The organism is Corynebacterium auriscanis, from assembly GCF_030408435.1.
GTDB classification, from domain to species: Bacteria; Actinomycetota; Actinomycetes; order Mycobacteriales; family Mycobacteriaceae; genus Corynebacterium; species Corynebacterium auriscanis.
The window spans coordinates 1,240,683-1,266,768 of sequence record NZ_CP047046.1; the positions used below are offsets into that span (position 1 = coordinate 1,240,683).

Sequence of the window (26,086 nt, forward strand, 5' to 3'; positions counted from 1 at the left end):
ACCGGACGGGTTCCTTTAGACCGAGAAGCCCAAGTAACGCAACTGCTCACGGCCCTCTTCGTTGATCATCTGCGGGCCCCACGGGGGTGTCCACACCCAGTTGATACGCATGTCCGTGATCTCGTCGACCCCACCCGTCACAGCGGATTGCGCTTGATCTTCCAGCATGTCGGTCAGAGGACATGCTGGGGATGTCAGCGTCATATTGATGACGGCCGTCGTGTCCTCGATCCACACGTCGTAGACCAGTCCCAAGTCCACCACATTGATGCCGAGCTCCGGGTCAATCACATCGAGCAGACACTCTTCTACTTTCCCAGCCAGTTCTACCTGCTCCTGCGTGGGATTTTCAGGCGGTTGTGGGACGTCGTTGAGCGGTGATGGATCCATTTCTGGAGTCGAGGGGTTTTGATTACCATCTTCTGTTGTCATAGCGGGTTGCTCCTTTCGCGGGGGCATTACCGTTGTTTCTGGTTACTCGGTTTTTTATTCCGACGCCGGGCGCTCCACACCCGCATCGATGGACGCTGCTTCGAAGGCCTTCCAACCCAGTAGGGCGCATTTCACGCGGGCTGGGTATTTCGATACACCGGAAAAGGCCACGCCATCGCCGATGATTTCGTCATCGCCCTCAAGTTTGCCACGGGACGTCACCATCTTTTCGAACTCTGCAAGCTTGGCGAACGCCTCCTCAACCGGCTGGCCCACGATCTCTTCAGCCATAACTGACGTGGAAGCTTGGCTGATTGAGCACCCGACCGCATCGTAGGAGACATCTTCGACGGTCTTGCCGTCGTCGCTGATCTTCACCCGCAATGTGAGCTCATCGCCGCACGAGGTGTTGACGTGGTGAACCTCAGCATCGAAGGGATCGCGCAATCCAGCATGCTGCGGATGTTTGTAGTGATCCAGGATTACTTCCTGGTACATCTGTTCAAGCTTCATTATGCTCCAAAGAATTCCTTTGCCTTGTGGATTGCTGCCACCAGCTCATCCACCTCGTCAAGGGTGTTGTAAATGTAGAAGCTGGCGCGCGCAGTGGCCTGAACTCCCAAGCACGTGTGTGCGGGCCATGCGCAGTGGTGGCCGACCCGGATGCACACACCTTGATCGTCAACGACCTGTCCCAGATCGTGCGGGTGGATGCCGTCGACGACAAAGCTGATAGCACTGCCTCGGTCCACAGCCTCAGCAGGGCCTATGATTCGTAACCCGTCGATGGCGGACAGCTTCTGCAATGCGCATGCGGTGAGCTTGTTTTCGTGCGCTGCAACATTGGCCATGCCCAGCTCGCGAAGGTAACGCACAGCTGCTCCGAAGCCCACGACCTGGGAGGTCATTTGTGTGCCTGCCTCAAACCGTTGGGGTATTTCCGTGAACGTGGAACCATCCATAGTTACCTTTTCGATCATGGATCCACCGGTGAGGAATGGTGGCAGTTCGGAAAGCAGTTCCTGCTTACCGTAGAGTGCTCCAACACCATTTGGGCCCAGCATTTTATGGCCGGAAAAAGCCGCAAAATCTACGTCGAGCTCACGAAAGTTCACTGGCATATGAGGAACGGATTGGCAGGCGTCGAGAACAAAAAGTGCCCCAACGGAGTGCGCACGGCGAACGGCCTCTACGACGTCCAGGACAGCGCCGGTGACGTTGGACTGGTGGGTCAGAGCTACGGCCTTAGTCTTATCGGTGAGCTCTAGGGAATCCAGATCAATCCGGCCATCCGCAGTGGTGGAATACCACTTCAGCGTGGCTCCCGTGCGCCGGGCCAGTTCCTGCCACGGCACCAGATTGGCGTGGTGTTCGAGCTCAGAGACCACGATCTCGTCTTCGGATGTGACCTGCCACTTCCCCGCCCGGTCATCACCTAGGATGTACGCGACCTCGTTGAGTGCTTCGGTGGCGTTTTTCGTGAAGGCGATTTCTGAATAGTCAGCGCCCACAAAATCTGCGATGTCCTCACGCGAGGCCTCGTAGGCATCCGTGGCCTCCTCGGCGATTTGATACGCACCGCGGTGAACGGGCGCATTGCAACGCGTAAGGAAGTCACGTTCTGCATCGAGAACCTGAACCGGGCGCTGTGAGGTCGCTCCGGAGTCTAGGTAGACCAAGGGGCGGCCATCACGGACGGTGCGAGACAGGATCGGGAAATCCTTCCTGATCGCTGCGGTGTCCAATGATGTGCTCATGGGAAGGGGCAAACTCCTTATTGAATTACTTGACGAACTTCTCGTAGCCTTCGGCCTCGAGCTGCTGAGCCAGCTCCGGCCCGCCGGATTCGACGATGCGGCCACCGGCAAAAACGTGAACGTGATCGGGTTTCACGTAGTTGAGGATGCGCTGATAGTGGGTAATCATCAGTACACCACCGTTCTCGCGTTCCTTATAACGGTTGATGCCGTCACTGACTACGCGCAGGGCGTCCACATCCAAGCCGGAGTCGGTCTCGTCCAAAATTGCGAACTTAGGCTTGAGCAGACCCAGCTGCAGAACCTCGTGTCGCTTCTTTTCGCCACCGGAAAAGCCTTCGTTGACGGAACGCTCGGAGAAGGATGGATCGATGTCTAGTTCCTGCATTGCGCCACGGGCTTCTTTGACCCATTCGCGGATCTTTGGAGCTTCGCCGCGGACGGAAGAAGCTGCAGAACGCAGGAAGTTTGCCATGGATACACCCGGGACTTCAACTGGGTACTGCATAGCCAGAAACAGGCCGGCGCGAGCGCGCTCGTCCACTTCCATATCCAGCAGGTTCTCCCCGTCCAAAAGGACCTCACCCTCAGTGATTTCGTACCGTGGGTGGCCAGCGATGGCGTAGGACAACGTGGACTTACCGGAACCGTTTGGCCCCATGATGGCGTGGGTTTCCCCGGAGTTAATGGTGAGGTTAACGCCGTGGAGGATTGGCTTTGGATCTTCGTTTTCGTCAGCGGGAACGACCTGGGCGTGCAGGTTCTTGATTTCGAGAGTGCTCATAATGTGTTCGATGTACCTTTCGCTAAGCAAGGGGGGTTACTAGAAGGGCTGTTAGAGGACGGTGGTGGACAGCTCTTCTTCCACCTTGGCTTCGAGCTCCTCACGGATGCTTTGCAGAGGGATGCGCTTGATGACGTCCGTGAAGAATCCGCGCACAATCAGCATCTTGGCCTGGGCCTGTGGGATGCCTCGGGACTGCAAGTAGAACATCTGCTCGTCATCGAAGCGACCGACGGTGGCAGCGTGTCCCGCACCCACGATTTCACCCGTTTGAATCTCCAGGTTCGGCACGGAGTCTGCGCGTGCGCCGGTGGTCAGGATCAGGTTGTTGTTCTTTTCGTACGTATCGGTGCCCGTGGCCTCGGGGCGGATCAGTACGTCGCCGATCCAAGCCGTACGGGCTTCGCGGGAACGTGCTTGCTTTCCGGGCTCACCCTGCAACGCGCCCTTGTACAGCACGTTGGAACGGCAGTTCTTAATGGAGTGATCTACCAGCAACCGCTGCTCGAAGTACTGACCCGCATCGGCGAAGTACAGTCCCAGCAACTCAGCGTCGCCGCCAGGTGCGGTATAACGCACGTGCGGTACCGCGCGAACAACTTCGCCACCGAAAGCAGCATAGTAGTGGCGCACCGTTGCGTCGCGACCAACGAGGATGTGGCTGTTAGACAGGTGCACGCCGTCACGCTTCCAGTCCTCGAAAACCACTACGGTCAGTTTGGCACCATCGCCGACAACGAATTCCACGTTGTCAGAGTGTGCGCCGGACCCCTGGTAGCGGATGTAGACAACGGCCTCTGCGTGGGTTTCCAGCTCCACCAACAGGTTGCCATAAGAGACTGCATCCTCACCCGGACCGTCAATGGTGATACTGACGGGCTTGTCGAGGACTGCGTCTTTTTTCACTAGAACGTAGTCGGCCTGTGACGTGTTTTCCCACGCTTGAGCTGCAGCGCGGTCCACGGGCGCGCCTGCGCGCCCTAAACGGGCATCGTCCCTGTCAATGGTGCTGACCTGCACAGCATCGGAACCAGCGGTATCCACCGTGATTCGCGTGGCAGTCCTTTCTGCGGCCGAGCCGTCGTGCAGACCACGCAAACGGCGCAGAGGGGTGAAACGCCAGTCGTCATCCTTGGCATGGGGAACCTGGAAGTCGTCGGTCTTATAGGAAGTGAAGCGATCTCCCTTGGTTTGGTGACCGGTACCGGCCTTGACCGGGGTGATCTGTGGTTCGGTTTCCTTTAACTGGGTGGTCATCTGTCTTAACCCACCGATCCTTCCATCTGCAGTTCAATGAGGCGGTTGAGCTCCAAGGCGTACTCCATTGGCAGCTCCTTGGCGATTGGCTCAACGAATCCGCGCACGATCATGGCCATGGCTTCCTCTTCTTCGATGCCACGGCTCATCAGGTAAAACAGCTGATCTTCGCTGACCTGAGAAACGGTGGCCTCGTGGCCCAAAGTGACGTGGTCGTTGCGGATGTCGTTGTATGGATATGTGTCCGAGCGCGAGATGGAATCGACCAGCAACGCATCACATTCCACGTTGGAGGCACAGTGGTGCGCATTCGCGTGAACTTCAACCAATCCGCGGTACGCTGCACGGCCACCGGACCGAGCCACAGACTTGGATACGATGTTGGACGACGTGTAGGGCGCGAGGTGCTTCATCTTGGCGCCCGTGTCCTGGAATTGTCCTTCTCCAGCAAAGGCAACGGACAATACTTCGCCCTTTGCGTGTGGACCCGTCATCCATACGGCTGGGTACTTCATGGTCACCTTGGATCCGATGTTGCCATCGACCCACTCCATGGTGGCGCCTTCTTCACACTTGGTGCGCTTGGTCACCAAGTTGTACACGTTATTCGACCAGTTCTGGATCGTGGTGTAGCGGCAACGACCACCCTTCTTCACAACGATCTCGACCACAGCGGAGTGCAGCGAGTCGGTCTTGTAGATTGGGGCGGTACAGCCCTCAACGTAGTGCACGTAGGCGTCCTCATCCACAATGATCAGGGTGCGTTCGAACTGGCCCATGTTCTCGGTGTTAATGCGGAAGTAAGCCTGCAGCGGAATATCCACGTGCACGCCCTTGGGGACGTAGATGAAGGAGCCACCGGACCACACTGCGGTATTCAGCGCGGAGAACTTGTTATCGCCGGAGGGGATAACTGTGCCGAAGTACTCTTCAAACAGCTCTGGGTATTCGCGTAGACCGGTATCGGTGTCCACGAAAATAACGCCCTGGCTTTCAAGGTCCTCACGAATCTGGTGGTACACAACCTCAGACTCGTACTGCGCGGCCACACCGGCAACCAAGCGCTGGCGCTCGGCCTCCGGGATGCCCAGCTTGTCGTAGGTGTTCTTGATGTCCTCTGGCAGATCCTCCCAGCTGGTGGCCTGCTTTTCGGTGGACCGAACGAAGTACTTGATGTTGTCGAAATCGATGCCCGACAGGTCAGCACCCCACGTTGGCATGGGCTTCTTGTCGAAGATGTCGAGTGCCTTCAGGCGGCGCTCCAGCATCCATTCTGGTTCGCTCTTCTTTGCGGAGATGTCGCGCACGACCTCTTCGCTCAGGCCACGGCGTGCACTCGCACCCGCGTCGTCCTTATCGTGCCAGCCGTAGCCGTAGGCACCGATGGAATTGATGATCTCTTCATCTGACTGTGGTTTTTGTGCAGCTTGAGTCATAACTTTATTTCTCCTTCGTAGCTGAAGGGTGAACGGTTGTCAGCGGAATATGGGTGGTGCAAATACCGTTGCCATCGGCGATCGTGGCCAAAGGTTGGGTATGTTGACCGAGTAGCTCCGCAACCACCCGGTGTTCCGCCGCACAGAGCTCGGGAAACTCTTGCGCGACATCCTGGATTGGGCAGTGATGGCGACAGATTTGCACACCACCGGCGGCGTGCCCCACGGTAGCAGCGTATCCGCGTTCGGTGAGCGCCTTAGCGATCGCTTGGGCGCGCTCCTCCACATCGCCATCTGCTTGCGGTTCTGCACTCGCCGGTAGGTCACCGAGGACCTCGGCTATGCGCTTGGCCGCAAAATCTTCCACCGCCGCTTCGCCTCCAGCATCTTTCAATGCTTGCAACGCAAGCAGCGCCAGACTGTCGTAATCATGCCCGAACTGCGCACGGCCTTCGTGCGTGAGACGGAACAACTTCGCTGGTCGACCGCGCTGGCCGGATCGTGGAGCATCCACGGCCTCTGCCAGCCCATCAGCAACGACGTTATCCAAGTGGCGTCGAACACCGGCTGTGCTGAAGTCAAAGACTTCGGCGATATCAGCAGCGCTCGTAGCACCGTTGCGCAGTAAGTGCAGCAAGATGCGGTGGCGGGTGTCTCCGTCAACGGGCCTATTTGTCTCCATTGAGCGTTGTCACCTTCTTCCTCATTCCGTACCGCCGTTGCCACCTCGGCTTGTGTGAGCGTGTGGTGAACGCACTCAGCCACATAAGTCACTCAGTGCATTCCCCTGTCATGATTAGACAACACGAGTGTGTCTTAAATAATTCCCTCTGTCCACTAAGGTAAACCTATTTAGGCCCGCTAGCTGGGTTTTATTAATACTCGCGGGTGTAGCGTGGGGCTATCAGGATGTTGCCTTATGTACCGCCGTCGTTCGCTAGCTGGGCTTTACCAATACCCGCGGGTGTAGCGCGGGGCCACCTTTTCGGGCCGGTGGTCACCCCTTTACGTTCATTGGCGTGGTGGTCGTCGCCGGTGTCGCACTCGCCCACTACACTTTGCAACCATGAACCAGGCTGACTCGAACTCCACTCCGGTTGATGCCGCGGGTCAGCGTGGCGTCGATCAGAAGAAAGCCCCTCGCTCCCCACACCCCGGCTCCATCCGTGAGACCCTGCCACGCCTTGGGCATGCAGGCTCCCGTGCGGCCTTGTTGCATGCTCCACCGGTCGACGGGCCTGGGGTTCTTTTTGGTTCCGACGCCCAACTGGATTCGGCTTCATCCCACCCCGTGGCGAAACTGCAGCCCCACCACGTGCTGCGTTTGCGTTTGTCTACATGGCTGGGATGCTTAGGAACAGTCATGGTGGCTCTCGGTGGACTGGGCGCGGGCGCGTTCCCCGTTGTGGACAACCCGTATTGGAATTTGCCGCTGGGATCATTCCTCTCGCGTTTGTTACACACCTCGACTGTTGCTGTATTCCTGGGAATTGGAGCGCTGGTGGTGGCATGGCTGCTGCTCACACCCTTTGCGTTACCGCCGTCCAGGAATTCACGGCGCCGATATACCTACCTGGTACCGGAACGCACACTATGGCGCATCCTGGCCTGTTGGGTTGTGCCCATCTTGTTTACCGCGCCCATGTTTACGCAGGATATCTACTCATATCTAGCCCAGGGTGCTATCGCGGCCAAAGGAATGGACCCGTATGCTGCGGGGCCTGTTGACTTGCTGGGGATTCAGGATCCCCTGGCTAGATCTGTGCCATTGCTGTGGGCGCATTCCCCTGCTCCCTACGGTCCGGTCGCACTGGGGTATTCCGCTGTTATTAGCTTGGTGACGGGCAATTCAATTCTCGGAGGAATAATCGCCCACCGCTTGGTCTCTTTGCTCGGCATTGTGCTGGCCGGGTGGGCCTTGGTGCGATTGGCCCGTCGCTGCGCTGTGCCCGGGCAAGCGGCACTGTGGCTCGGCATACTCAACCCACTGGTGATCCTGCACCTCATCGGAGGCATCCACAATGAGTCAGTGATGATGGGCCTGCTGCTGGCTGGCATGGAATTGGTGTTGCGTGGCACGGACAGCGAATCCCGCCCGATGGCCAGCCGGTGGATCCTGCTTGTATTGGGGCTTACCCTGATTACCGGAGCGGGGTTAGTCAAGGTGACAGCGCTGATGGGATTGGGTTTCGCCGGGGTCGCCATCGCCCGGTGGTTCGGCGGAAGCTGGTTGGACCTGGGGAAAGCCGCAGCTTTAACGGTGACTATTGCTGCCGTGACGGCAGTCGTAGTTTCCCTGGGAACGGGGGTCGGGTTCGGCTGGGCAACAGCTCAAGGTGGGGCGGCTGAGGTGATCTCGTGGATGTCCATATCTTCTGTACTGGGCCTAGCCAGTAGCCTCCTAGGCATGCTTTTGGGGTTGGGGGACCATCAGCAATCCGCCCTGGCGGTGGCCCGGTTACTTGGATTGCTAGTGGGAATAGGCTGGGTAATCCGTATGCTCTTTGCATCCTTCCGGGGCCGTATCCACCCGGTAGGAGGATTGGGTGTGGCTACCTTCTTCCTCGTGGTCTTCTTCCCCGTCGTGCATCCGTGGTACTTGCTCTGGGCCATTTTGCCGTTGGCAGCATGGGCTAACCGGCATTTCTTTCACGTTTTCGCGGTGGGTTATTCCGTCGCATTCAGTTTCTTTATTCTGCCCCGGGGCCTTAGCTTGCCCCCTGGCACCGTGGTGTACATCTATGTGATGTCCGCTGGGTTGTTCTTGCTCTTGGCGCTGGTGCTATTGCACCTAGTTCGAACCCGACCGCACTTGCGTGAATCCCTGTTCTTTGACGACCGCTCGGCAATGGAACGGTCGTAACAATGCCTTTGAGAAGAGCGCCCGGCTGGATCGCCTAGAACGGCTGTTTCCAGCCTCTCGAACAGGCCCGAGGTGTTTCCTGAACTGGCGTGCAGCCCAATCCGATCGCCTGTTAGCTACCTCGCGTCTGCCACATGTCTGGGCACGACCTAGACTGAATCATTGTGAACACGGCAGAACCTTCATCCCAGACCATCCTGCAATTGGATAACGTGGTCAAGAAGTTCGGCGCAACCGTTGCAGTCGATCACCTGAGCCTGCACGTAAATGCGGGCGAAGTAGTCTCAATCCTCGGCCCTAATGGCGCCGGTAAAACCACCACGATCGAAATGTGCGAAGGTTTCGGCTCCCCCGATTCTGGAACCGTCCGTGTATTTGGCCTTGATCCATCCACGAATTCCGATGAGGTTCGTGCACGCATAGGCGTGATGCTCCAAGGCGGTGGTGCTTATCCAGGTATCCGAGTGGGTGAAATGATTCGGTTGGTGGCCAGCTACTACGACAACCCATTGGATCCCGGCTGGCTAATGGAGACCGTGGGGTTGACCAAGCACGCGAAAACCCCTTACCGCCGACTGTCGGGTGGCCAACAGCAGCGCTTATCACTGGCGTGCGCACTAGTCGGGCGCCCCGAGCTGGTCTTCTTGGATGAACCAACCGCGGGCTTGGACGCCCAATCTCGCCTAGCCGTCTGGGAATTGATTCGAGCCCTGCGGCGCGATGGTGCCTCCGTGGTCCTCACCACTCATCTCATGGATGAAGCTGAGAACCTATCCGACCGAATCTACATCATCGATCGTGGCCAACTAGTGGCTGGCGGCACCACCGAGCAGATCATCAGCGGTGAAGTTGGGTCACTGCGAACCGATATACGGAACGAGAATCGGGCGGAGCGTGGCGTCGAGATTAAAAAACAGACGCAAAACCCACCCCGGCGTGTGACGTTCCAGTTGGCTGACTCGCAACGGGATGTGCAATGGTTGGCGCAGGCCGTGCGAGAAGAGCTGGACGAGTCGAAGGTTGAAATGACCGCCACTCGGCCTGGCTGGTGGGAGCTTAAGCACCTGGACGTAACCCCAGCAGCATTGGCGCTGCTGACCGCGAAGTTTGCCGAGCATGACATCTTGATCCGCAGCATCGAAGTGGATAAGCGCAGCTTGGAGGATGTTTTCTTGGATATCACCGGAAGGGAAATGCGATAAATGAACACGCACGAAGCCCAGCGGTTCCCCGTGGATACTTTCACTCCAGCACCGCGACTGGCAAAGTCCAGCAAGATCGTGGCGGCACAGGCAAAAATCGAAGCATTGCTGTTCCTCCGGCATGGAGAACAACAACTGCTGTCCATGGTGATCCCGGTGGCAATGCTCGTGGGGCTATCCCTATTCCGAGTGAACGACCTCGCGGACCCCGTGCAGCGCATTTTCCCGATGACGTTGGCAATCGCCGTGATGGGCGCCGGATTCACGGGGCAAGCCATCGCGGTTGCTTTTGACCGCCGATATGGCGCACTGAAGAGGATTGGTGCTAGCGGAGTGCCAACATGGGCGCTGATTGGCGGCAAAGTAGCGGCGGTGACCGTGGTCGTGATGCTCCAGGTGTTGGTGCTGTCGGTGGTGGCCGTGGTTCTGGGCTGGGAACCCAGCTGGGGCACGGTGCCGGGGGGTCTCATCATGCTGGTGCTGGGAGTGACCACGTTCACCAGTGCCGGGCTGCTACTAGGAGGCACATTAAGCTCAGAGATGGTCCTGGCACTGGCCAATACCATTTGGTTCGTGTTGCTAGGAACGGCTGTATATGTGGCGATGATGGGTGACAACCTAGCTACGGTCCCACGCTATGCGCTGATGATGATTCCATCCGTGGCTTTATCGGAGGGTTTTCACTCCGCCGTGACAGGTGGTGGGGTGAACATGTGGGCTGTAGCAGTGCTATTGGTGTGGACTTTCTTTGGGGTGATTGCTGCGCGGAGATTCTTCCGGTTCACGATGGAAAGCGATTAACGAACCGTACCTCGGCTGCGTTAGTCTGAGCTTGTGATTCAAATGATGCAAGATCGTGTGGCTCGGGAATCCAATTCCTTCCTCAAGGCACTCGTAGCTTTGTACAGCTGGGTGCACAGGATGGACCGTAAGTTCGGGTTGCCCAAGCCCGTCCAGGTCCCTTCGATCCACCGGCAGCGCCTCTTCGCTATTATTTTGTTGATATGCCAAACGGGCATCACGTTCACGGGAGCTCTCGTGCGCGTGACGGGCTCCGGATTGGGCTGTGACACGTGGCCGCAGTGCCATCCCGGTTCACTTTTTCCGGTCGCCGGCGCTGCGCCTTGGATCCACCAAGCCATCGAGTTTGGCAACCGGATGTTGACATTCGTTCTGGTTATCGCAGCCCTCGTGACCTTCATTAGCGTGATCCGAGCCGCACGGAGAAACGCCATCTTGCACCTAGCATTTTTCCAAGGTATCGGCATCATCATTCAGGCCGTGCTGGGCGGCATCTCGGTGCGCATGGATCTGGCGTGGTGGACAGTAGCCATGCACTTCCTGCCGTCGATGCTGCTGGTGTTGCTGGCCGCCCGGTTAGTGATCCGCATTGGGGAGCCCGATGACGGCACGCTGTACTACCAGATGCCTCGCCCGCTCATCATTTCCACCAACGCGGCGACCGCATTGCTGGGTATCACACTGTTCACCGGCACTCTAGTGACCGGCTCCGGCCCACACGCTGGCGATGCTGCGGTTTTACCTGAGCACCGTTTGCAGGTGCCTCTCGTAGAGATCGCGCACATTCACGCTCACTCGATGTACCTCTACCTGGGCTTGATCCTGGGGCTGGTGGCCGGCCTGTTCACGATCAAGGCCAATCGTGATGTTCGGAAGGCGGCGTTGTGCGTAGTGGCCGCTATCGTCTTCCAAGGCATCGTTGGTATCGCGCAATACTGGATGGGCGTACCGCGGTGGACTGTCCCCATTCACGTCATCGGCTCGGGTATTCTGACCGCCCTGATGGGTTTCCTGTGGTCGTTGACTGCGCGTCTTTCTGGGGGCGACGCCACACTGTGCGGTTCTGTCGAAGCTGACCAGGAGCAAGTCCTCAGCTACGACAGCTAGCCGAATAGCCCTCTCGGGGCCGGCGGGGCCCCGCTGGCAGTTTGCAGGCTGCTGATCCGATTTTCCTGCTGATCTTGAGCGCCCCCGGTTTGCCTGCCGCCGATAACGTACGGCGTGGGGCGGGGTGCCTGCCGCCCGCAAGCTAGTTCACACAATGTGCAGCAGAAGTCCAACAAAAACGCGTCATTTTGTCGGAGTTCTGCTGCACATTCGTTTCAACTCGCGAGTATCAATTGGCTCTTCGGCCCGCTAAAAACAACACCGCGTCGCAAACAGTAGGATTCTTACACCCCTCAAAAACCCCACTTGCTGAGTCGGCAACTTAGACCCACAAGAACCCCACCTCGCAGAGATGACGACCCGTCAAGGCACACGCCCCCAAACCCAGTAGGGCAGAGTCCCCGACCCGTCAAGGCACAGGCCCCTTACCTACTAGGGCACAGTCCCTGACCCGTCAAGGCACACGCCCCCAAACCCAGTAGGGCAGAGTCCCCGACTCGTCAAGACTCACGCCCCCAAACCCAGTAGGGCACAGTCCCTGACCCGTCAAGGCACAGGCCCCTTACCTACTAGGGCACAGTCCCTGACCCGTCAAGGCACACGCCCCTTACCTACTAGGGCACAACCCCACAGCCCAATAAGGCACCGCACCTGGTAGTCCCGGAAATGCTTCGGTTTAGGTCAATAGTTGGGCAACGGTATCCCATCCCAAGACCGCATCTACCGAGAGGGCGACGAAGAGGATGGATAGGTAGTTGTTCGAGAGGAAGAACAGCTTCATCGGCTTGACCGGCGTACCGTTTTTCACACCGCTGTGCAGGCGGTGAGCCATGATGATGAACCAAGCGCCGGAGGCCAGTGCTGCGACTGTGTAGATCCAGCCGGCCGCGGGAACCAATAGCAAGCTGGTTATCACAGTGGCCCAAGTGTAGGCCAGAATCTGACGGGTGACCTCAAGGGGTGGTTTCACCACGGGCATCATGGGCACACCGGCGGCTTCGTAGTCCTCGCGGTAGCGCATTCCCAGTGCCCACGTGTGTGGTGGGGTCCAGAAGAAGATAATCATGAACAAAATGATTGCCTGGATCCATGAACCCCAGCCAGCGTTGAACGCACCGCCGTGGTTATCCGTGGTAGCAGCCCAACCTACGATGACGGGCATACAGCCAGCTGCACCGCCCCAGATCACGTTTTGCCAGGTACGGCGCTTCAGCCATTTGGTGTACACGTAGATGTAGAACCAGATGGTGAGCACAACGAACCCGGCGGCCAGCCACGAATGGGCGAGCAGGCCTAGGAACAGTACGGACGCGATCATCATGACCCAGGCGAAAACGCGAGCCTGATTAACCGTGACGCTATCCTTCGCCAATGGGCGACGGCGCGTGCGGCGCATGAGCTGATCAATATCGTAATCCGCCACCATATTGAAAGTGTTGGCGGAAGCGGCCCCCATCCAGCCACCGATGAGGGTCAGTAGGATCAGGCCGATATCGACGTTCCCCCGGGCGGCCTGCAGCATGGCCGGAATGGTGGCGACCAGCAACAATTCGATGACCCTGGGTTTCGTCAAAGCGATATAGGCCTTGACCCTATCAGTGAAGGTGGTCACTGGTTGCTCTGCCTCCATATAGATGTATTCAGTACTCCCCTACGCTACCCGAGGGCTGTCCGAATAGGTAACTAGTGGCCCAGCTTGCCGCTAGTGGAAGAGTCCTGAGCACGGCTGGCACCCCGCAATGTCCAACCGCTAGCCCACACTGTCTGTTTAAACCACTAGTATGAGTGCGTAACGATATATCTACTGTGAACGCAACCGGAAAGGCTCGCACACGTGACGCTCTCCCCTGAATTGGCAGCTTTAACCGTACGTAATTACCCAGCTGATTGGGCCGAAGAAGATACCCGAGCAGTCGATCTGGCTAGGGTGCTGGCTGCGGATGCCGTGGAAAACTGCGGTTCCGGCCACCCGGGTACCGCGATGAGTCTCGCCCCATTGGCCTACACCTTGTACCAGCGCGTGATGCGTCACGATCCCAAGGACACTAAGTGGGTCGGTCGCGATCGCTTCATTCTTTCGTGTGGTCACTCCTCTTTGACGCAGTACATCCAGCTGTACTTGGGTGGATTCGGCATGGAGCTGGATGACCTCAAAGCTCTACGTACCTACCACTCCAAGACCCCCGGCCATCCAGAGGTTCACCACACCGATGGTGTGGAGATCACCACCGGGCCACTAGGCCAAGGTCTGGCTTCCGCTGTGGGCATGGCCATGGCGGCTCGTCGTGAGCGCGCTTTGTTCGACCCTCAGGCAGCTCCCGGTGAATCTCCTTTCGACCACTTCGTTTACGTCATCGCATCCGATGGCGATGTGCAGGAGGGTGTTACCAGTGAGGCTTCTTCGCTGGCTGGTACGCAGCAGCTGGGCAACCTTATTGTCTTCTGGGACGACAACGGAATCTCCATTGAGGACGAGACCACCATTGCCTTTAACGAAGATGTGGTGAAGCGTTACGAGTCATACGGTTGGCAAACCCTGGAGGTTACTGGCGAAGATGTTGAAGGCATCCTCGACGCCGTGTCGAAAGCACAGGCGGAAACCACTCGTCCCACGTTCATTCGTCTTCGTTCTGTCATCGCCTACCCAGCGCCTAACAAGATGAACACTGGCGCATCCCACGGCTCCGCCCTCGGTGCGGACGAGATCGCCGGTATCAAGCAGGAGCTGGACTTCCCCAACGAGCCATTCCCCGTTGAGGAAAACATTGTGGAGCACGCCCGCGGCTTGGTAGAGCGCGGCGCGCAAGCCCATGCTCAGTGGCAGAAGTCTTTCGATGAGTGGGCAGCTGCAAACCCAGAGAACAAAAAGCTTTTTGATCGCCTTTACTCGCGTGAACTGCCCGCTGGCCTCGCAGGCAAGATGCCGACGTGGGCGCCCGGTGACTCGGTCGCGACCCGCAAGGCTTCTGAGGCTACGCTGCAGGTTCTTGGTGCTGACATGCCCGAGCTCTGGGGTGGTTCTGCTGACCTAGCCGGTTCCACCAACACGATTATCAAGGATTCCTCTTCCTTCGGTCCAGAGAGCATCAGTACGCGGAGTTTCACCACAGAGCTAGGCGGGCGTAATCTGCACTTCGGTATTCGCGAGCACGGGATGGCTGCGATCCTCAACGGCATTGCGTTGCACGGCCCAACCCGTCCATACGGTGCTACCTTCTTGCAGTTTTCGGATTACGCCCGTGGTGCCGTTCGCCTAGGGGCCTTGATGAAGTCTGATGTCTACCATGTGTGGACGCACGACTCAATCGGTCTGGGCGAGGATGGCCCAACCCACCAGCCCGTAGAGCACTTGGCGGCCCTGCGCGCTATTCCCCACTTGGCAGTGATTCGTCCTGCTGATGCCAACGAGACGGCTCAGGCTTGGATGGCTGCCCTGGAGGCCGAGGAGAGTCCAAAGGCACTAGTCCTCACCCGCCAGAATGTTCCAGTTCTGGAAGGCACCAAAGAGAAGGCTGCTGAGGGCGTGCGTCGTGGCGCATACGTACTCGTAGAGTCCTCCACCGAGAAGCCGGAGGTCATTCTGCTGTCCACCGGTTCTGAGGTACAACTTGCGGTTGAGGCCGCCGAGAAGTTGGAAGAGCAAGGTATCGGGGCCCGCGTTGTTTCGATGCCTTGTATGGAATGGTTCTTGGAGCAGGATGCCTCCTACATCGAATCGGTCCTGCCGAGTGATGTCACCGCCCGCGTTTCTGTGGAAGCTGCCATCGCCATGCCATGGCACCGCTTTACCGGATTCGGTGGCCGGAACATCTCCCTGGAACACTATGGGGCTTCTGCCGACTACAAGACCCTGTACGAGAAGTTCGGGATCACCTCTGATGCGGTGGTAGTAGCGGCGAAAGAAGTTGCCGGGAAATAACCCAGCTGTCTAAGGACCCCGTTGTTCGTTGTGCCGCGGGGTCCTTTCTCCAACGGACCTTTTAAAAAACCCTCACCCTGAACTAACCCAGCTTCCCTTTACCAATTTCAACCATTTGCAAACCCAATTGGTTGTTCCCGTCTAGGAGACTTCTACCCCGCGACCGGTTGCTAACCCTCAGCCGTTTGCTGGGTCAGAGTCGCCAAGCCATCTCAAGTAAGCCCGTTTATTTCATTTCTCACGTCCCTAGGAGCATCTTTCATGAACACCAGTTCTTCCGCCCACACCCAACTAGGCCCCGAGCCAATTCAAAAGCTTCGTGACCTAGGCACCTCTGTCTGGCTGGACGATCTATCGCGCGAACGCCTGCGTAGCGGCAACCTCACCGAGATCATCTCCGCTAAGGGCATTGTTGGTGTAACCACCAACCCAGCAATCTTTGCTGCGGCAATGGGCAAGGGCAACGCATATGACGAACAGATCGCGGAATTGGCAGCCGGGGACATCCCAGCGGTGAACGCAGTGTTCGCAATGGCCTCCGATGACGTCCGTGATGCTTGCGAGGCCTTCGCCCCAATCTACGAGGCTACTGGGGGTCAGGATGGCCGCGTTTCGTTGGAAGTTGATCCCCGCTTGGCCCACGACCGTGGTGCGACTGTGGCGCAAGCTCGGGAGTTGGCGGAGAAGGTGGGTCGCCCTAACGTCATGATCAAGATCCCCGCGACCGAGGAATGCCTTCCCGCCATCAGCGATGTGCTAGCCGAGGGCATCAGCGTGAACGTAACGCTAATCTTCTCCGTATCGCGTTATCGCCAGGTGTGTGAGGCATTTCTCGATGGTCTCGAAGCAGCTGACCAGGCAGGCAAAGACTTGTCCACCATTCATTCGGTAGCCAGCTTCTTCGTTTCCCGCGTGGACTCGGAAATCGATAAGCGCCTGGATGATCTGGGCCAAGCAGACCTGGAGGGCCAGGCAGCCCTGGCAAATGCCCGACTTGCGTATGCCGCCTTCCAGGAAGTTCTTCTAGCAAACCCACGATGGGAAGCTCTAGAGGCCAAGGGAGCACATGTGCAGAGGCCGTTGTGGGCGTCGACCTCTGTAAAAAACCCCGACTACCCCGATACCTTGTATGTCGATGCCCTGGCCGGGCCCCAGACTGTTAACACCATGCCAGAGGCAACTCTCGATGCAGTCATCGCTCACAGCGAAGCCGATGAAGACATGCTGAGCGATAAGAAGATGCAGGCTGAACTGGTATTCCAGCAACTGGATAACGTCGGCGTGGATCTATGTGACGTCTGGCAGGTCTTGGAGAGCGAAGGCGTGCAGAAGTTCATCGATTCCTGGGAAGAACTGCTCGCGACCGTGGAAGAGCAGCTGCAGGCGAAGAAGGGCGAGGCGTAAACAGGTGACGATCGAAAACGGGGCGGAGGAACGCTCAATCAGTTCGATGTTGACGCAGCCACAGGAGTGGATCAACCCCCTACGGGATGACCTAGACAAGCGACTGCCACGAATTGCCGGCCCCAGTGGCTTGGTGATTTTCGGTGTGACCGGTGACCTCGCGCGGAAAAAACTCCTTCCCGCGGTATACGACCTTGCCAACCGAGGCCTTCTGCCACCCGGATTCAGCCTGATTGGCTATGGTCGTCGCGATTGGACTAAGGAAGAGTTCGAGGCCCAAGTACTCGATGCCGTGAAGGACCGCGCCCGTACCCCATGGCGGCAATCCGTGTGGGATCGGCTGGCTGAGGGCATCTTCTTTGCCAAGGGCGATTTCACCACGGACTCGGCTTTCGATAACTTGGCTGCACTCACCCGTGAGATAGATGCCACGCGCGGGACTGCAGGTAACTGGGCATTCTACCTGTCGGTTCCGCCGGAGTACTTCTCCGATGTGTGTAACCAATTGGATCGTTCTGGCTTGGCGCGTGGAGAGAAGATTGAATCGGCGACCGACGAGTTTCCCGCTATCCAAGGATGGCGGCGCGTGGTTATCGAGAAGCCATTTGGCCACGACGAGGAATCAGCACGCGAGCTGAACTCCATTGTCAATAATGTCTTCCCCGAAAGCTCGGTCTTCCGCATCGACCACTACCTAGGCAAAGAAACCGTGCAAAACATCCTTGCACTGCGCTTCGCTAACCAGCTCTTCGATCCTCTCTTCAACAGCCACTATGTGGACCACGTGCAGATCACCATGGCCGAGGACATTGGTCTGGGTGGACGTGCGGGATACTACGACGGCATTGGTGCTGCTCGCGACGTGATCCAGAACCACCTTCTGCAGTTGTTGGCGCTGGTGGCGATGGAGGAACCAGTGGCTTTCAATCCCGCCGAGTTGCAGACGGAAAAGATCAAGGTGTTGCGCGCCACTCGGCCCGTTGGTCCATTCGCGCAAACCACCGCCCGTGGTCAGTACACATCCGGTTGGCAAGGCAGCGAACCGGTCAAAGGTTTGCGCCAAGAAGATGGCTTCGATCCCGAATCCACCACCGAGACCTACGCGGCGGCAACATTTGAGATTAATTCGCGCCGCTGGGCCGGCGTGCCTTTCTACCTACGCACAGGCAAACGCCTGGGGCGTCGCGTGACAGAAATCGCGCTCGTGTTCAAGGAAGCACCGCACCTGCCGTTCGGAAAAAACCAAACTGCTTCTCAGGGAAGCAACACGCTGGTGATTCGAGTGCAGCCCGACGAAGGGGTTCTGATGCGCTTTGGTTCCAAGGTTCCGGGATCCGCCATGGAAGTCCGCGATGTAAACATGGACTTCAGCTATTCCGAGGCTTTCACCGAGCAATCACCGGAAGCGTATGAGCGTTTGATTCTGGATGCGTTGTTGGATGAAGCCAGCCTGTTCCCTACCAACGAAGAGGTGGAGTTGTCCTGGCGGATCCTCGATCCCATCTTGGAATACTGGTCGATGCACGGCCGTCCCGAGGATTACCCAGCCGGTACGTGGGGCCCGGATAGTGCCGACAAGATGCTTCGCAGCACTGGTCGCGCGTGGCGCCGTCCCTAGTAGCACGTCAGGTCGAAAGGTTTAATACTCATGATCATTGATCTTCCTAATACCAAAACCCACGACGTCATCCGGCGACTGCGCGAAATCCGCGACGAGCGCGGTCAACTGACGAGTGGCCGCGTGCTGACTCTCATCGTTGTCGCGACCGGTGAGGACGATCTGGATAGCATCATCGCTGCTACCCACCAGGCCTCCCGCGAGCACCCAGCGCGCGTGCTGGTGCTGGTGACTCACCGCACGTCGGCGGAGGCTCGCTTAGATGCGGAGATTCGCCTGGGTGGTGATGCGGGCGCATCCGAAATCATCGTCATGCACCTGTACGGTGAGCTCAGTGCACATCGCGATTCCGTAGTGACTCCCCTGTTGCTGCCCGATACCCCGGTGGTCGCGTGGTGGCCCACGCACGGCCCCCGCAATCCATCGACCGACCGCATTGGCTCGTTGGCAACGCGACGTATCACCGACTCGCTGTTCGACGACGATCCGGACGCGCTATACCGCCGTCGCATGACGTACGCTCGCGGGGACTCGGACATGGCGTGGAGTCGCATTACGCTGTGGCGTGGATTGCTTGCCTCGCTGCTGGATCAACCGCCACACGAGGATATTCTCGCAGCAGAGGTGTCTGGCCCGCTGGACGATCCCAGTGTGGATATAGCTGCCGGCTGGTTGGCGGATCGACTGGACGTGCCTGTCACCCGCAAAGTCAGCGGGTCTCCTGCCGTTCCCCTAGATGGCAACGGCAACGAGTGCCTAGGCTTGGAATCCATCGTATTGCGACGCACAGATACGGATGTTCGAGTGGCGGTCGCTAGTGCCCACACGGTGGAATTCACCGTTGGGGATATTACGCGCAAAGTCACTCTGGGCCGCCGTGAGCTTTATGAATGCCTTGCTGAAGAACTGCGCCACTTGGATGTCGACTATGCGTTCGGCCATGCCCTCCGCGGTCTCGCGCGTGTGAGCCGTCCGCACCGCGGACGTTCCGGAACCGACCGCAATCGTTACGACTCCCGTGATCAGTGGTTCGTCGATCGCGACGATTCACAGTTTGACGTGCAAGAATCCCTGCGTTAGGAAGGTTCTACGATGACTAGTCCCCACGTTCACATCCGTGTGCAGGCCGATCAAAACGACCTGGCTCTCGCTGCGGCCCGTGAACTCGTTCACGCCGTCACCCACCTGCAACGCACCCAACCCGAGGTGCGGTTGGTGCTGACCGGCGGTGGCGCGGGCATCGCTACTCTGCGTCACCTAGCTGCCCTCGATCACGCCGCGGTTCGCAGTGCGGAGGACTTTCCCACCGGGCGCATCGACTGGAACCGCGTGCTCATCTTCTTCGGCGACGAGCGCTTTCTGCCCGTCGGCGATCCGGAACGCAATGACACCCAGGCTGACGAGGCACTTCTTAATCACGTCTCCATTCCTGACCACCAGGTGTTTCGTTACTCTTCGCCCGAGGTTTCTTCTTTGGACAACGCCGCCACGGCTTATGCTGCCACCGTTCGTGAGCAGGCACCGGAAGGGTTCGACATCCATTTGCTGGGAATGGGCCCGGAAGGGCACATCAATTCCCTGTTCCCCCATACTCCGGAATTGATGAATCCCCAGGACATCGTGGTGCCGGTGCGCGATTGCCCGAAGCCTCCACCAGAGCGAGTCTCCCTCAGCATCGATGCCGTAGGTAGCGCCGATGAGGTGTGGCTACTCGTCGCCGGGGGTGCTAAGGCAGAAGCGGCTGCCAAGGTGGCCGCTGGCACGGATGAGGAATACCTGTGGCCAGCCGCGTTGGCGTCGGGTAGAAAGAAAACTCTGCTGTGGGTAGACAAGGAAGCGGCAGCAGGGTTATCCGATTAGGTGCTAGGTGCGGTAGGCCGGGTCGGTGGGTAGCGCGGAGTAGACGGCGAGATCGTAGAACTCGTCGCGGAGGTGCTCGGCATCCCGTGCAAAGCCTTCGAAGGCGAAATCAGCGCGCTCTGCGACCCACCTAGAGGCCATGTTGTCTACGCGCGCCTTAATCACCACGCGGTGAATACCCTGTTGAAAAAGGTGTTTCGTGGCTAGCCGGACCCCTCGGCCCTGCAGTCCCCTGTTGCGAGCCCACGGCGCAGTGTTATAACCTAGTTCGCCCTCAAATGGGTTGCGTCCGGATGGGTTCTGCCGGAATTCGATGCTGCCGCAGTACCGGTCCCCCGTGTTATCCGGTTCCGTCAGCGCCCATGCCACGGTACCCGCTGCGCGGATGAGGCCTTCGATGTGCTTCACCGCGTATGCGATGGTGTAATCACCGGGGTCGTTGACCGGAATGTGAGTGAAAGCGATCATGCGTGCGTCCACGCTCTTGACCAGCTGAGGCGCATCCGTGACGCGCAACGGACGCAGACGTACTACACCGTCGGTGAGTTCTGCAGACTCTATGGATCCAAAGGGTTCTTGACTCATCGGGGTTATACCTTTCACCGCTCGAGCGTGGTGGTGAGCTCCTCACCCTCTTTATACCCCGAATACGAAAAGCGGGCCGGTTCTGCGAACCGAGCCCGCCCTGTGGGAACCCCGTGGCTGAAAGCGCGAAGCTAGTTGCCGTAGTAGCGAATCTAGTTACCGTAGTACAGAACCAGGTTCAGGCCGATGATCGCCAACACCCAGATTAGTGCGGTGACAATGGTCAAGCGGTCGAGGTTCTTCTCTGCCACGGTGGAACCCGACAGGTTAGATTGCATGCCGCCGCCGAACAGGCTGGACAGGCCGCCACCCTTACCCTTGTGCAAAAGCACAGACAGCCCCATCAGGAGGCTCGTGATGACCAAAATGATCTGAAGTGCGAGGATCAATTTCCTACCCTAAATGACTGTCGTTGAAGCTAATAACAGTCTAAATCTACCCATCGACGCGCGTTCACGCAAAAGTGACACGCGCCTTGCGAACGTGCTTATGCCTTGGCAGCTGCGGCTACCAGTTTGGCGAAGTCTCCACCGTCCAAGCTGGCACCACCAACGAGTCCCCCGTCCACGTCGGGCTGGGAGACGATTTCAGCCACCGAGTCGGTCTTGACGGAACCGCCGTACAGAATGCGCATGCCGGCTGCGATCTCCTCGCCGGCAAGTTCTGCGACTAATGCTCGGATGGCCTTGCAGACTTCCTGAGCATCTGCCGCGGAGGCAACCTTACCGGTCCCGATGGCCCACACCGGCTCGTAGGCGATGACGGTCTTAGCCAGATCGTCGGTGCTGAGGCCCTCCAGCGACGCGCGGGTTTGGTTGACCACGTAATCAACGTGCTCGCCTGCTTCGCGGACTTCCAGGGGTTCGCCAACACACACGATGGGGCTCATCCCCGCGCCTAGGGTTGCCTTGGCCTTGCGCGCCACGAGTTCATCGGTTTCGGCGTGGTATTGCCGGCGCTCAGAGTGCCCAACCACGACCCAGCTGCAGCCCAACTTTGCCAGCATGGCCGCGGAGACCTCACCGGTGTATGCACCGGATTCGTGCTCGCTGACATCCTGAGCGCCGTAGGTGAACAGCATCTTCTCTCCATCGGCTACCGTCTGCACAGAGCGGATGTCGGTGAAAGGAGGGATGAAGGCTACGTCGACCTTCTCGTAGTAATCCTTTGGCAGGGCAAAATCAAACTTTTGAACGACCTGGATTGCCTCAAGGTGGTTGAGGTTCATCTTCCAGTTACCGGCAATCAACGGGGTGCGCTGGGACACAGCGGGTTCTCCTTTAGTTGTGTGAGCGGGTACGACTGCGACCGACACTGGACATTGACCGGGACGTTCAGAGCCCAGCCAGGGTTGGATGGTCAGTTGTGTGGTCGCCTGTTTATCTGCTGGGGCTTCTAGCTTTCTAGTACAGCGACGCCCGGCAGCTCCTTGCCCTCGAGGAATTCCAGGGAAGCGCCACCACCGGTGGAGATGTGAGAGAAGCCATCTTCGTCCAAGCCCAAGGTACGTACGGCTGCGGCGGAATCGCCACCGCCAACCACGCTGAATGCACCATCCTGGGTGGCAGAGATGATGGATTCGGCTACGCCACGGGTGCCCTCAGCGAATGCCGGGAACTCGAATACGCCCATGGGGCCATTCCAGAACACGGTCTTGGCCCGCGACAGAATGTCGGCGAAAGCCTTAACGGATTCTGGTCCGATATCCAAGCCCATCCAATCAGAAGGGATGGAATCCAGACCAACCGTCTTGTGCTGCGCATCCTTATCAAACTCCTCCGCAGCAACCACATCCTTGGGCAGCACGATGACATCGCCGAAGCGGTCTAGGAGGTCACGGCAGGTATCCAACATGTCCTCTTGCAGCAATGAGCCGCCGACCTCGTGGCCCTGTGCCTTGAGGAAGGTGAAGCACATGCCGCCACCGATGATGAGGTTGTCGACCTTGGGGGCCAGCGCCTCGATCACTCCTAGCTTGTCGGATACCTTGGAGCCACCCAGTACGACTGCATAGGGCTGAGCTGGTTTTTCACTGACCTTCTTCAGCACCTCAAGCTCGGTCTCCACCAATCCCCCAGCGTAATGTGGCAGCTTCTTGGCAACATCGTAAACCGAAGCCTGCGCACGGTGGACTACACCGAAGCCATCGGAAACAAATGCGCCGTTGTCGGCGGTCAGGGCCGCGAGCTCACCGGCGAATTCTGCACGCTCGGCCTCATCCTTCGAGGTTTCGCGTGCATCAAAACGAACGTTTTCCAGCAGCAGGATATCGCCATCGTTCAGGCCATTGGCGCGCTCGTGCGCATCTTCGCCAGTGACGTCCGCAGCTAGTGGAACCCACTGATCCAAGCGCTCTGCCAAGGCTTCCGCAACAGGGGCCAAGGAGAATTCAGGGTTCGGCTCACCTTTCGGGCGGCCGAGGTGAGCAGCTACAACCACGCGCGCGCCGGCCTCCAGTAGCGCCTTGAGCGTGGGAACCGAAGCGTCGATACGGCCGGGATCGGTGATTTCACCATCTTTGAGCGGAACGTTGAGGTCCGCGCGGACGAGGACGTGGCGACCTTCTACCCCTTCATCGATGAGATTCTGAACGGTTTTCACTGCCATGTTCTACTCCTTAGCCATGCTGGTTACATTCGCACGCTTTTAATGGTTGAGATGGATGCTATTAACTATATTCTGCCCACGCGACCCAGTGCTGTGGGCGCATGAAAAAGGGCACGCCCCCCACACGGGGGAACTGTCCTTGAGACAGCGTGCGTGCCACAAAAAACTCATGTGGATAACGGGGGTAATTCCCCGAATTAGAGGCGCTCGCCCACGTACTTCGTCAAGTCAGCTAGGCGACTGGAGTAACCCCACTCATTGTCGTACCAAGACACAACCTTGACCTGGTTGTCAATCACCTTGGTCAGACCGGAGTCGAAGATCGACGAGTGAGAATCACCAACGATGTCGGTGGAAACTAGGGGTTCGCCATTGGAGTACTTGAGGATGCCCTTCAGTGGTCCCTCAGCTGCCTTTTGCAGCGCGGCGTTCACGGACTCGACGGTGACCTCCTTCTCGGCCTCAAACGTAAGGTCGGTCAGGGAACCGGTGATGACAGGTACGCGCACTGCGTAGCCGTCCAACTTGCCCTTCAGCTCAGGCAGAACCAAGGAGACGGCCTTAGCAGCACCGGTGGACGTAGGAACCAAGTTCACAGCCGCGGCGCGGGCGCGACGGAGATCCTTGTGCGGTGCATCGTGCAGGCGCTGATCACCGGTGTAGGCGTGAACGGTGGTCATCAGGCCACGAACGATGCCGAACTCGTCAGATAGAACCTTAGCCAGTGGTGCCAGGCAGTTGGTGGTGCAGGACGCGTTGGAGATCACGGTGTGCTTCTCTGCGTCGTACTCCTCATGGTTTACACCCATGACGAAGGTGGCATCCTCATTCTTGCCTGGCGCGGAGATGATGACCTTCTTCGCACCAGCATCGATGTGTGCGCGGGCATCGTTGGCGTCGGTGAAAAAGCCGGTGGACTCGATGACGATATCTGCGCCCAGCTCGCCCCACTTGAGGTTCTTTGGCTCCTTCTCGGAAGTTACGGTGATGCGCTTGCCATCAACGGTGATGGACTCATCATCGTAGGTGACCTCAGCATCGAGAACTCCCATCACGGAGTCGTACTTAAGGAGGGTGGACAGGGTCTTGTTATCAGTCAGGTCGTTAACACCGACGATCTCGATATCAGCGGCTTGCGCGCGAACAGCACGGAAGAAGTTACGACCAATGCGGCCGAACCCGTTGATGCCTACTCGAATGGTCACTGTTGGACTCCTAAATCAGTAGCTGGTTGTGCAGGTAATCTCTTGCCTACCTCATGCTACCGACGGGCACGGGATTGCGCAGTCAGAAGTGAATAATGACCAAAATTTATAACCATCTAGGGCGCCTTCTTAAGCACAATGACCTTAGATGAGCCCCCCGGACAGTAGGATCGGATGAGCCCCCCGGACAGTAGGATCGCTCGCTGTCGTCAGTTACACCGATCCCACGGCTCGGCCCAGCAGTTACGTCCCCAGCCCTAGTCGACCTCATTGAACAGATCATCGGTGACTGCAGAATTCGTATCTGGGATCTCCAACTCTTCAGCCCGCTTATCCGCCATTGACAACAACCGGCGAATACGGCCGGCCACTGCATCTTTGGTCATCGGTGGGTCTGCCAACTGGCCTAGCTCTTCGAGCGACGCCTGGCGGTGCTGGACACGCAACTGCCCCGCTTGCGCGAGATGCTGGGGAACGTCTTGCCCCAGGATTTCCAATGCGCGTTCTACACGGGCAGCCGCGGCCACCGCGGCCCGGGCAGAGCGACGCAGGTTTGCGTCGTCGAAATTGGCCAATCGGTCCGATTTCGCGCGCACCTCGCGGCGTTGGCGTTGCTCTTGCCAGGCGACCTTCGAATCGGTAGCCCCGATCATAGTCAGCAAACTATTTATGGATTCGGCATCCTTGACGATCACGCGATGGGCGCCCCTGGCTTCCTTCGTCTTGGCGATCACATCGATACGGCGGGCCGCGCCCACGAGGGCGAGAGCCGCTTCATTGCTAGGGGTGGTGACCTCCAAAGCTGAAGAACGGCCCGGTTCAGTCAGCGCGCCCTGTGCCAAAAACGCGCCCCGCCAAGCAGCCACACACTGCTCGCGAGTGCCACCGATGATAAATCGCGGCAACCCCCGAACCGGCCGGCCAGCCCGGTCGATGATCTCGGTGCGCCGCGCAAGCTCCAAACCGCCATCGACCCATTTCACAATGTAACGGGCAGCCCGGCGACTATTGCCGGCCCCGATCACCTGCAGCTGGGCGTCGAGATCAAAAAGCTGTTCGACCATCCCCATCAAACGGTGAGCTGTGGCAGAAGAATCGAGTTCGGCCTCGACCACGAGGGTGCCCGCAACCAAGTGCAAAGCCCCGCTATAACGCAGAATACTGGCGACCTCCGCGGTCATTTCGTCACTAGCGATGAGCTTTACACGATTGAGCTCCGACTTCACATCTGCCGTGAGAGCCACTTGTC

The 26,086-nt window shown here is 58.4% G+C and carries 23 protein-coding genes; 9 read left to right on the plus strand and 14 right to left on the minus strand.

What is annotated here, in order from left to right; genetic code table 11:
- Nucleotides 1-15 precede the first annotated feature (15 nt).
- The 7 genes from CAURIC_RS05165 to CAURIC_RS05195 are packed head-to-tail and all read right to left on the minus strand — an operon-like array spanning nt 16 to nt 6,348.
- A complete protein-coding gene (locus tag CAURIC_RS05165; RefSeq protein ID WP_035113172.1) occupies nt 16-432 on the minus strand; it encodes a metal-sulfur cluster assembly factor in 417 nt (138 codons plus the stop codon).
- A gap of 54 nt (nt 433-486) precedes the next feature.
- Nucleotides 487-945 (minus strand): Fe-S cluster assembly sulfur transfer protein SufU, encoded by a 459-nt coding sequence (sufU, locus tag CAURIC_RS05170; protein ID WP_035113171.1) that lies wholly within the window; start codon nt 943-945, stop codon nt 487-489.
- Nucleotides 945-2,189 (minus strand): cysteine desulfurase, encoded by a 1,245-nt coding sequence (locus CAURIC_RS05175; RefSeq protein WP_035113169.1) that lies wholly within the window; start codon nt 2,187-2,189, stop codon nt 945-947. The genes sufU and CAURIC_RS05175 overlap by 1 nt, the downstream gene beginning before the upstream one ends.
- A gap of 25 nt (nt 2,190-2,214) precedes the next feature.
- Nucleotides 2,215-2,973: a Fe-S cluster assembly ATPase SufC gene (gene sufC / locus CAURIC_RS05180; RefSeq protein ID WP_035113168.1), complete on the minus strand. Its 759-nt coding sequence runs from the start codon at nt 2,971-2,973 to the stop codon at nt 2,215-2,217.
- Between the two features lie 51 nt (nt 2,974-3,024).
- Entirely contained in the window at nt 3,025-4,230 is a 1,206-nt protein-coding gene (gene sufD, locus CAURIC_RS05185) for a Fe-S cluster assembly protein SufD (protein ID WP_035113167.1), read from the minus strand.
- Between the two features lie 5 nt (nt 4,231-4,235).
- Nucleotides 4,236-5,666, minus strand: coding sequence for a Fe-S cluster assembly protein SufB (gene sufB, locus CAURIC_RS05190; protein WP_070433629.1), 1,431 nt, complete (start codon nt 5,664-5,666; stop codon nt 4,236-4,238).
- 4 nt (nt 5,667-5,670) lie between these two features.
- Complete coding sequence (locus CAURIC_RS05195; protein ID WP_035113165.1) at nt 5,671-6,348, minus strand: helix-turn-helix transcriptional regulator; 678 nt, start codon at nt 6,346-6,348, stop codon at nt 5,671-5,673.
- Nucleotides 6,349-6,732: 384 nt separating this feature from the next.
- Here CAURIC_RS05195 and mptB point away from each other — a divergent pair, with 384 nt between their 5' ends.
- The 4 genes from mptB (at nt 6,733) to CAURIC_RS05215 (ending at nt 11,639) form a co-directional block, all read left to right on the plus strand.
- A complete protein-coding gene (gene mptB / locus CAURIC_RS05200; RefSeq protein WP_172644028.1) occupies nt 6,733-8,529 on the plus strand; it encodes a polyprenol phosphomannose-dependent alpha 1,6 mannosyltransferase MptB in 1,797 nt (598 codons plus the stop codon).
- Nucleotides 8,530-8,690: 161 nt separating this feature from the next.
- Nucleotides 8,691-9,731 carry an ABC transporter ATP-binding protein gene (locus tag CAURIC_RS05205; protein ID WP_035113164.1) on the plus strand — a complete coding sequence of 347 codons (1,041 nt, stop codon included), beginning with the start codon at nt 8,691-8,693 and terminating at the stop codon, nt 9,729-9,731.
- Nucleotides 9,732-10,532 (plus strand): ABC transporter permease, encoded by an 801-nt coding sequence (locus tag CAURIC_RS05210; protein WP_035113163.1) that lies wholly within the window; start codon nt 9,732-9,734, stop codon nt 10,530-10,532.
- 42 nt (nt 10,533-10,574) lie between these two features.
- Complete coding sequence (locus CAURIC_RS05215) at nt 10,575-11,639, plus strand: COX15/CtaA family protein (RefSeq protein WP_246815795.1); 1,065 nt, start codon at nt 10,575-10,577, stop codon at nt 11,637-11,639.
- Between the two features lie 676 nt (nt 11,640-12,315).
- Here CAURIC_RS05215 and CAURIC_RS05220 read toward each other — a convergent pair.
- The gene (locus tag CAURIC_RS05220; protein WP_035113161.1) at nt 12,316-13,269 is read right to left on the minus strand and encodes a heme o synthase; all 954 of its coding nucleotides are present in this window, start codon (nt 13,267-13,269) and stop codon (nt 12,316-12,318) included.
- Between the two features lie 204 nt (nt 13,270-13,473).
- Here CAURIC_RS05220 and tkt point away from each other — a divergent pair, with 204 nt between their 5' ends.
- The 5 genes from tkt to pgl all read left to right on the plus strand — a co-directional run bounded on the left by tkt (nt 13,474) and on the right by pgl (nt 20,440).
- Nucleotides 13,474-15,558, plus strand: a complete 2,085-nt coding sequence (gene tkt / locus CAURIC_RS05225; protein WP_035113160.1) for a transketolase — start codon at nt 13,474-13,476, stop codon at nt 15,556-15,558.
- A gap of 261 nt (nt 15,559-15,819) precedes the next feature.
- Nucleotides 15,820-16,962, plus strand: a complete 1,143-nt coding sequence (gene tal / locus CAURIC_RS05230) for a transaldolase (RefSeq protein ID WP_052094736.1) — start codon at nt 15,820-15,822, stop codon at nt 16,960-16,962.
- Nucleotides 16,963-17,008: 46 nt separating this feature from the next.
- A complete protein-coding gene (gene zwf / locus CAURIC_RS05235) occupies nt 17,009-18,580 on the plus strand; it encodes a glucose-6-phosphate dehydrogenase (RefSeq protein ID WP_035113159.1) in 1,572 nt (523 codons plus the stop codon).
- Nucleotides 18,581-18,610: 30 nt separating this feature from the next.
- A complete protein-coding gene (locus CAURIC_RS05240; protein ID WP_035113157.1) occupies nt 18,611-19,660 on the plus strand; it encodes a glucose-6-phosphate dehydrogenase assembly protein OpcA in 1,050 nt (349 codons plus the stop codon).
- Nucleotides 19,661-19,672: 12 nt separating this feature from the next.
- A complete protein-coding gene (gene pgl / locus CAURIC_RS05245; protein ID WP_290183401.1) occupies nt 19,673-20,440 on the plus strand; it encodes a 6-phosphogluconolactonase in 768 nt (255 codons plus the stop codon).
- 3 nt (nt 20,441-20,443) lie between these two features.
- Here pgl and CAURIC_RS05250 read toward each other — a convergent pair whose 3' ends face one another.
- The 6 genes from CAURIC_RS05250 to whiA all read right to left on the minus strand — a co-directional run bounded on the left by CAURIC_RS05250 (nt 20,444) and on the right by whiA (nt 26,081).
- Nucleotides 20,444-21,025 carry a GNAT family N-acetyltransferase gene (locus tag CAURIC_RS05250; RefSeq protein ID WP_052094733.1) on the minus strand — a complete coding sequence of 194 codons (582 nt, stop codon included), beginning with the start codon at nt 21,023-21,025 and terminating at the stop codon, nt 20,444-20,446.
- A 152-nt stretch (nt 21,026-21,177) separates the two neighbouring features.
- Nucleotides 21,178-21,414, minus strand: a complete 237-nt coding sequence (gene secG / locus CAURIC_RS05255) for a preprotein translocase subunit SecG (RefSeq protein WP_035113156.1) — start codon at nt 21,412-21,414, stop codon at nt 21,178-21,180.
- A gap of 98 nt (nt 21,415-21,512) precedes the next feature.
- Nucleotides 21,513-22,292 carry a triose-phosphate isomerase gene (gene tpiA / locus CAURIC_RS05260; RefSeq protein ID WP_290183402.1) on the minus strand — a complete coding sequence of 260 codons (780 nt, stop codon included), beginning with the start codon at nt 22,290-22,292 and terminating at the stop codon, nt 21,513-21,515.
- Between the two features lie 128 nt (nt 22,293-22,420).
- The gene (locus CAURIC_RS05265; protein WP_290183403.1) at nt 22,421-23,632 is read right to left on the minus strand and encodes a phosphoglycerate kinase; all 1,212 of its coding nucleotides are present in this window, start codon (nt 23,630-23,632) and stop codon (nt 22,421-22,423) included.
- A gap of 197 nt (nt 23,633-23,829) precedes the next feature.
- The gene (gene gap, locus CAURIC_RS05270; RefSeq protein WP_035113155.1) at nt 23,830-24,837 is read right to left on the minus strand and encodes a type I glyceraldehyde-3-phosphate dehydrogenase; all 1,008 of its coding nucleotides are present in this window, start codon (nt 24,835-24,837) and stop codon (nt 23,830-23,832) included.
- 257 nt (nt 24,838-25,094) lie between these two features.
- Nucleotides 25,095-26,081, minus strand: coding sequence for a DNA-binding protein WhiA (gene whiA, locus CAURIC_RS05275; protein ID WP_035113154.1), 987 nt, complete (start codon nt 26,079-26,081; stop codon nt 25,095-25,097).
- Nucleotides 26,082-26,086: the final 5 nt, after the last annotated feature.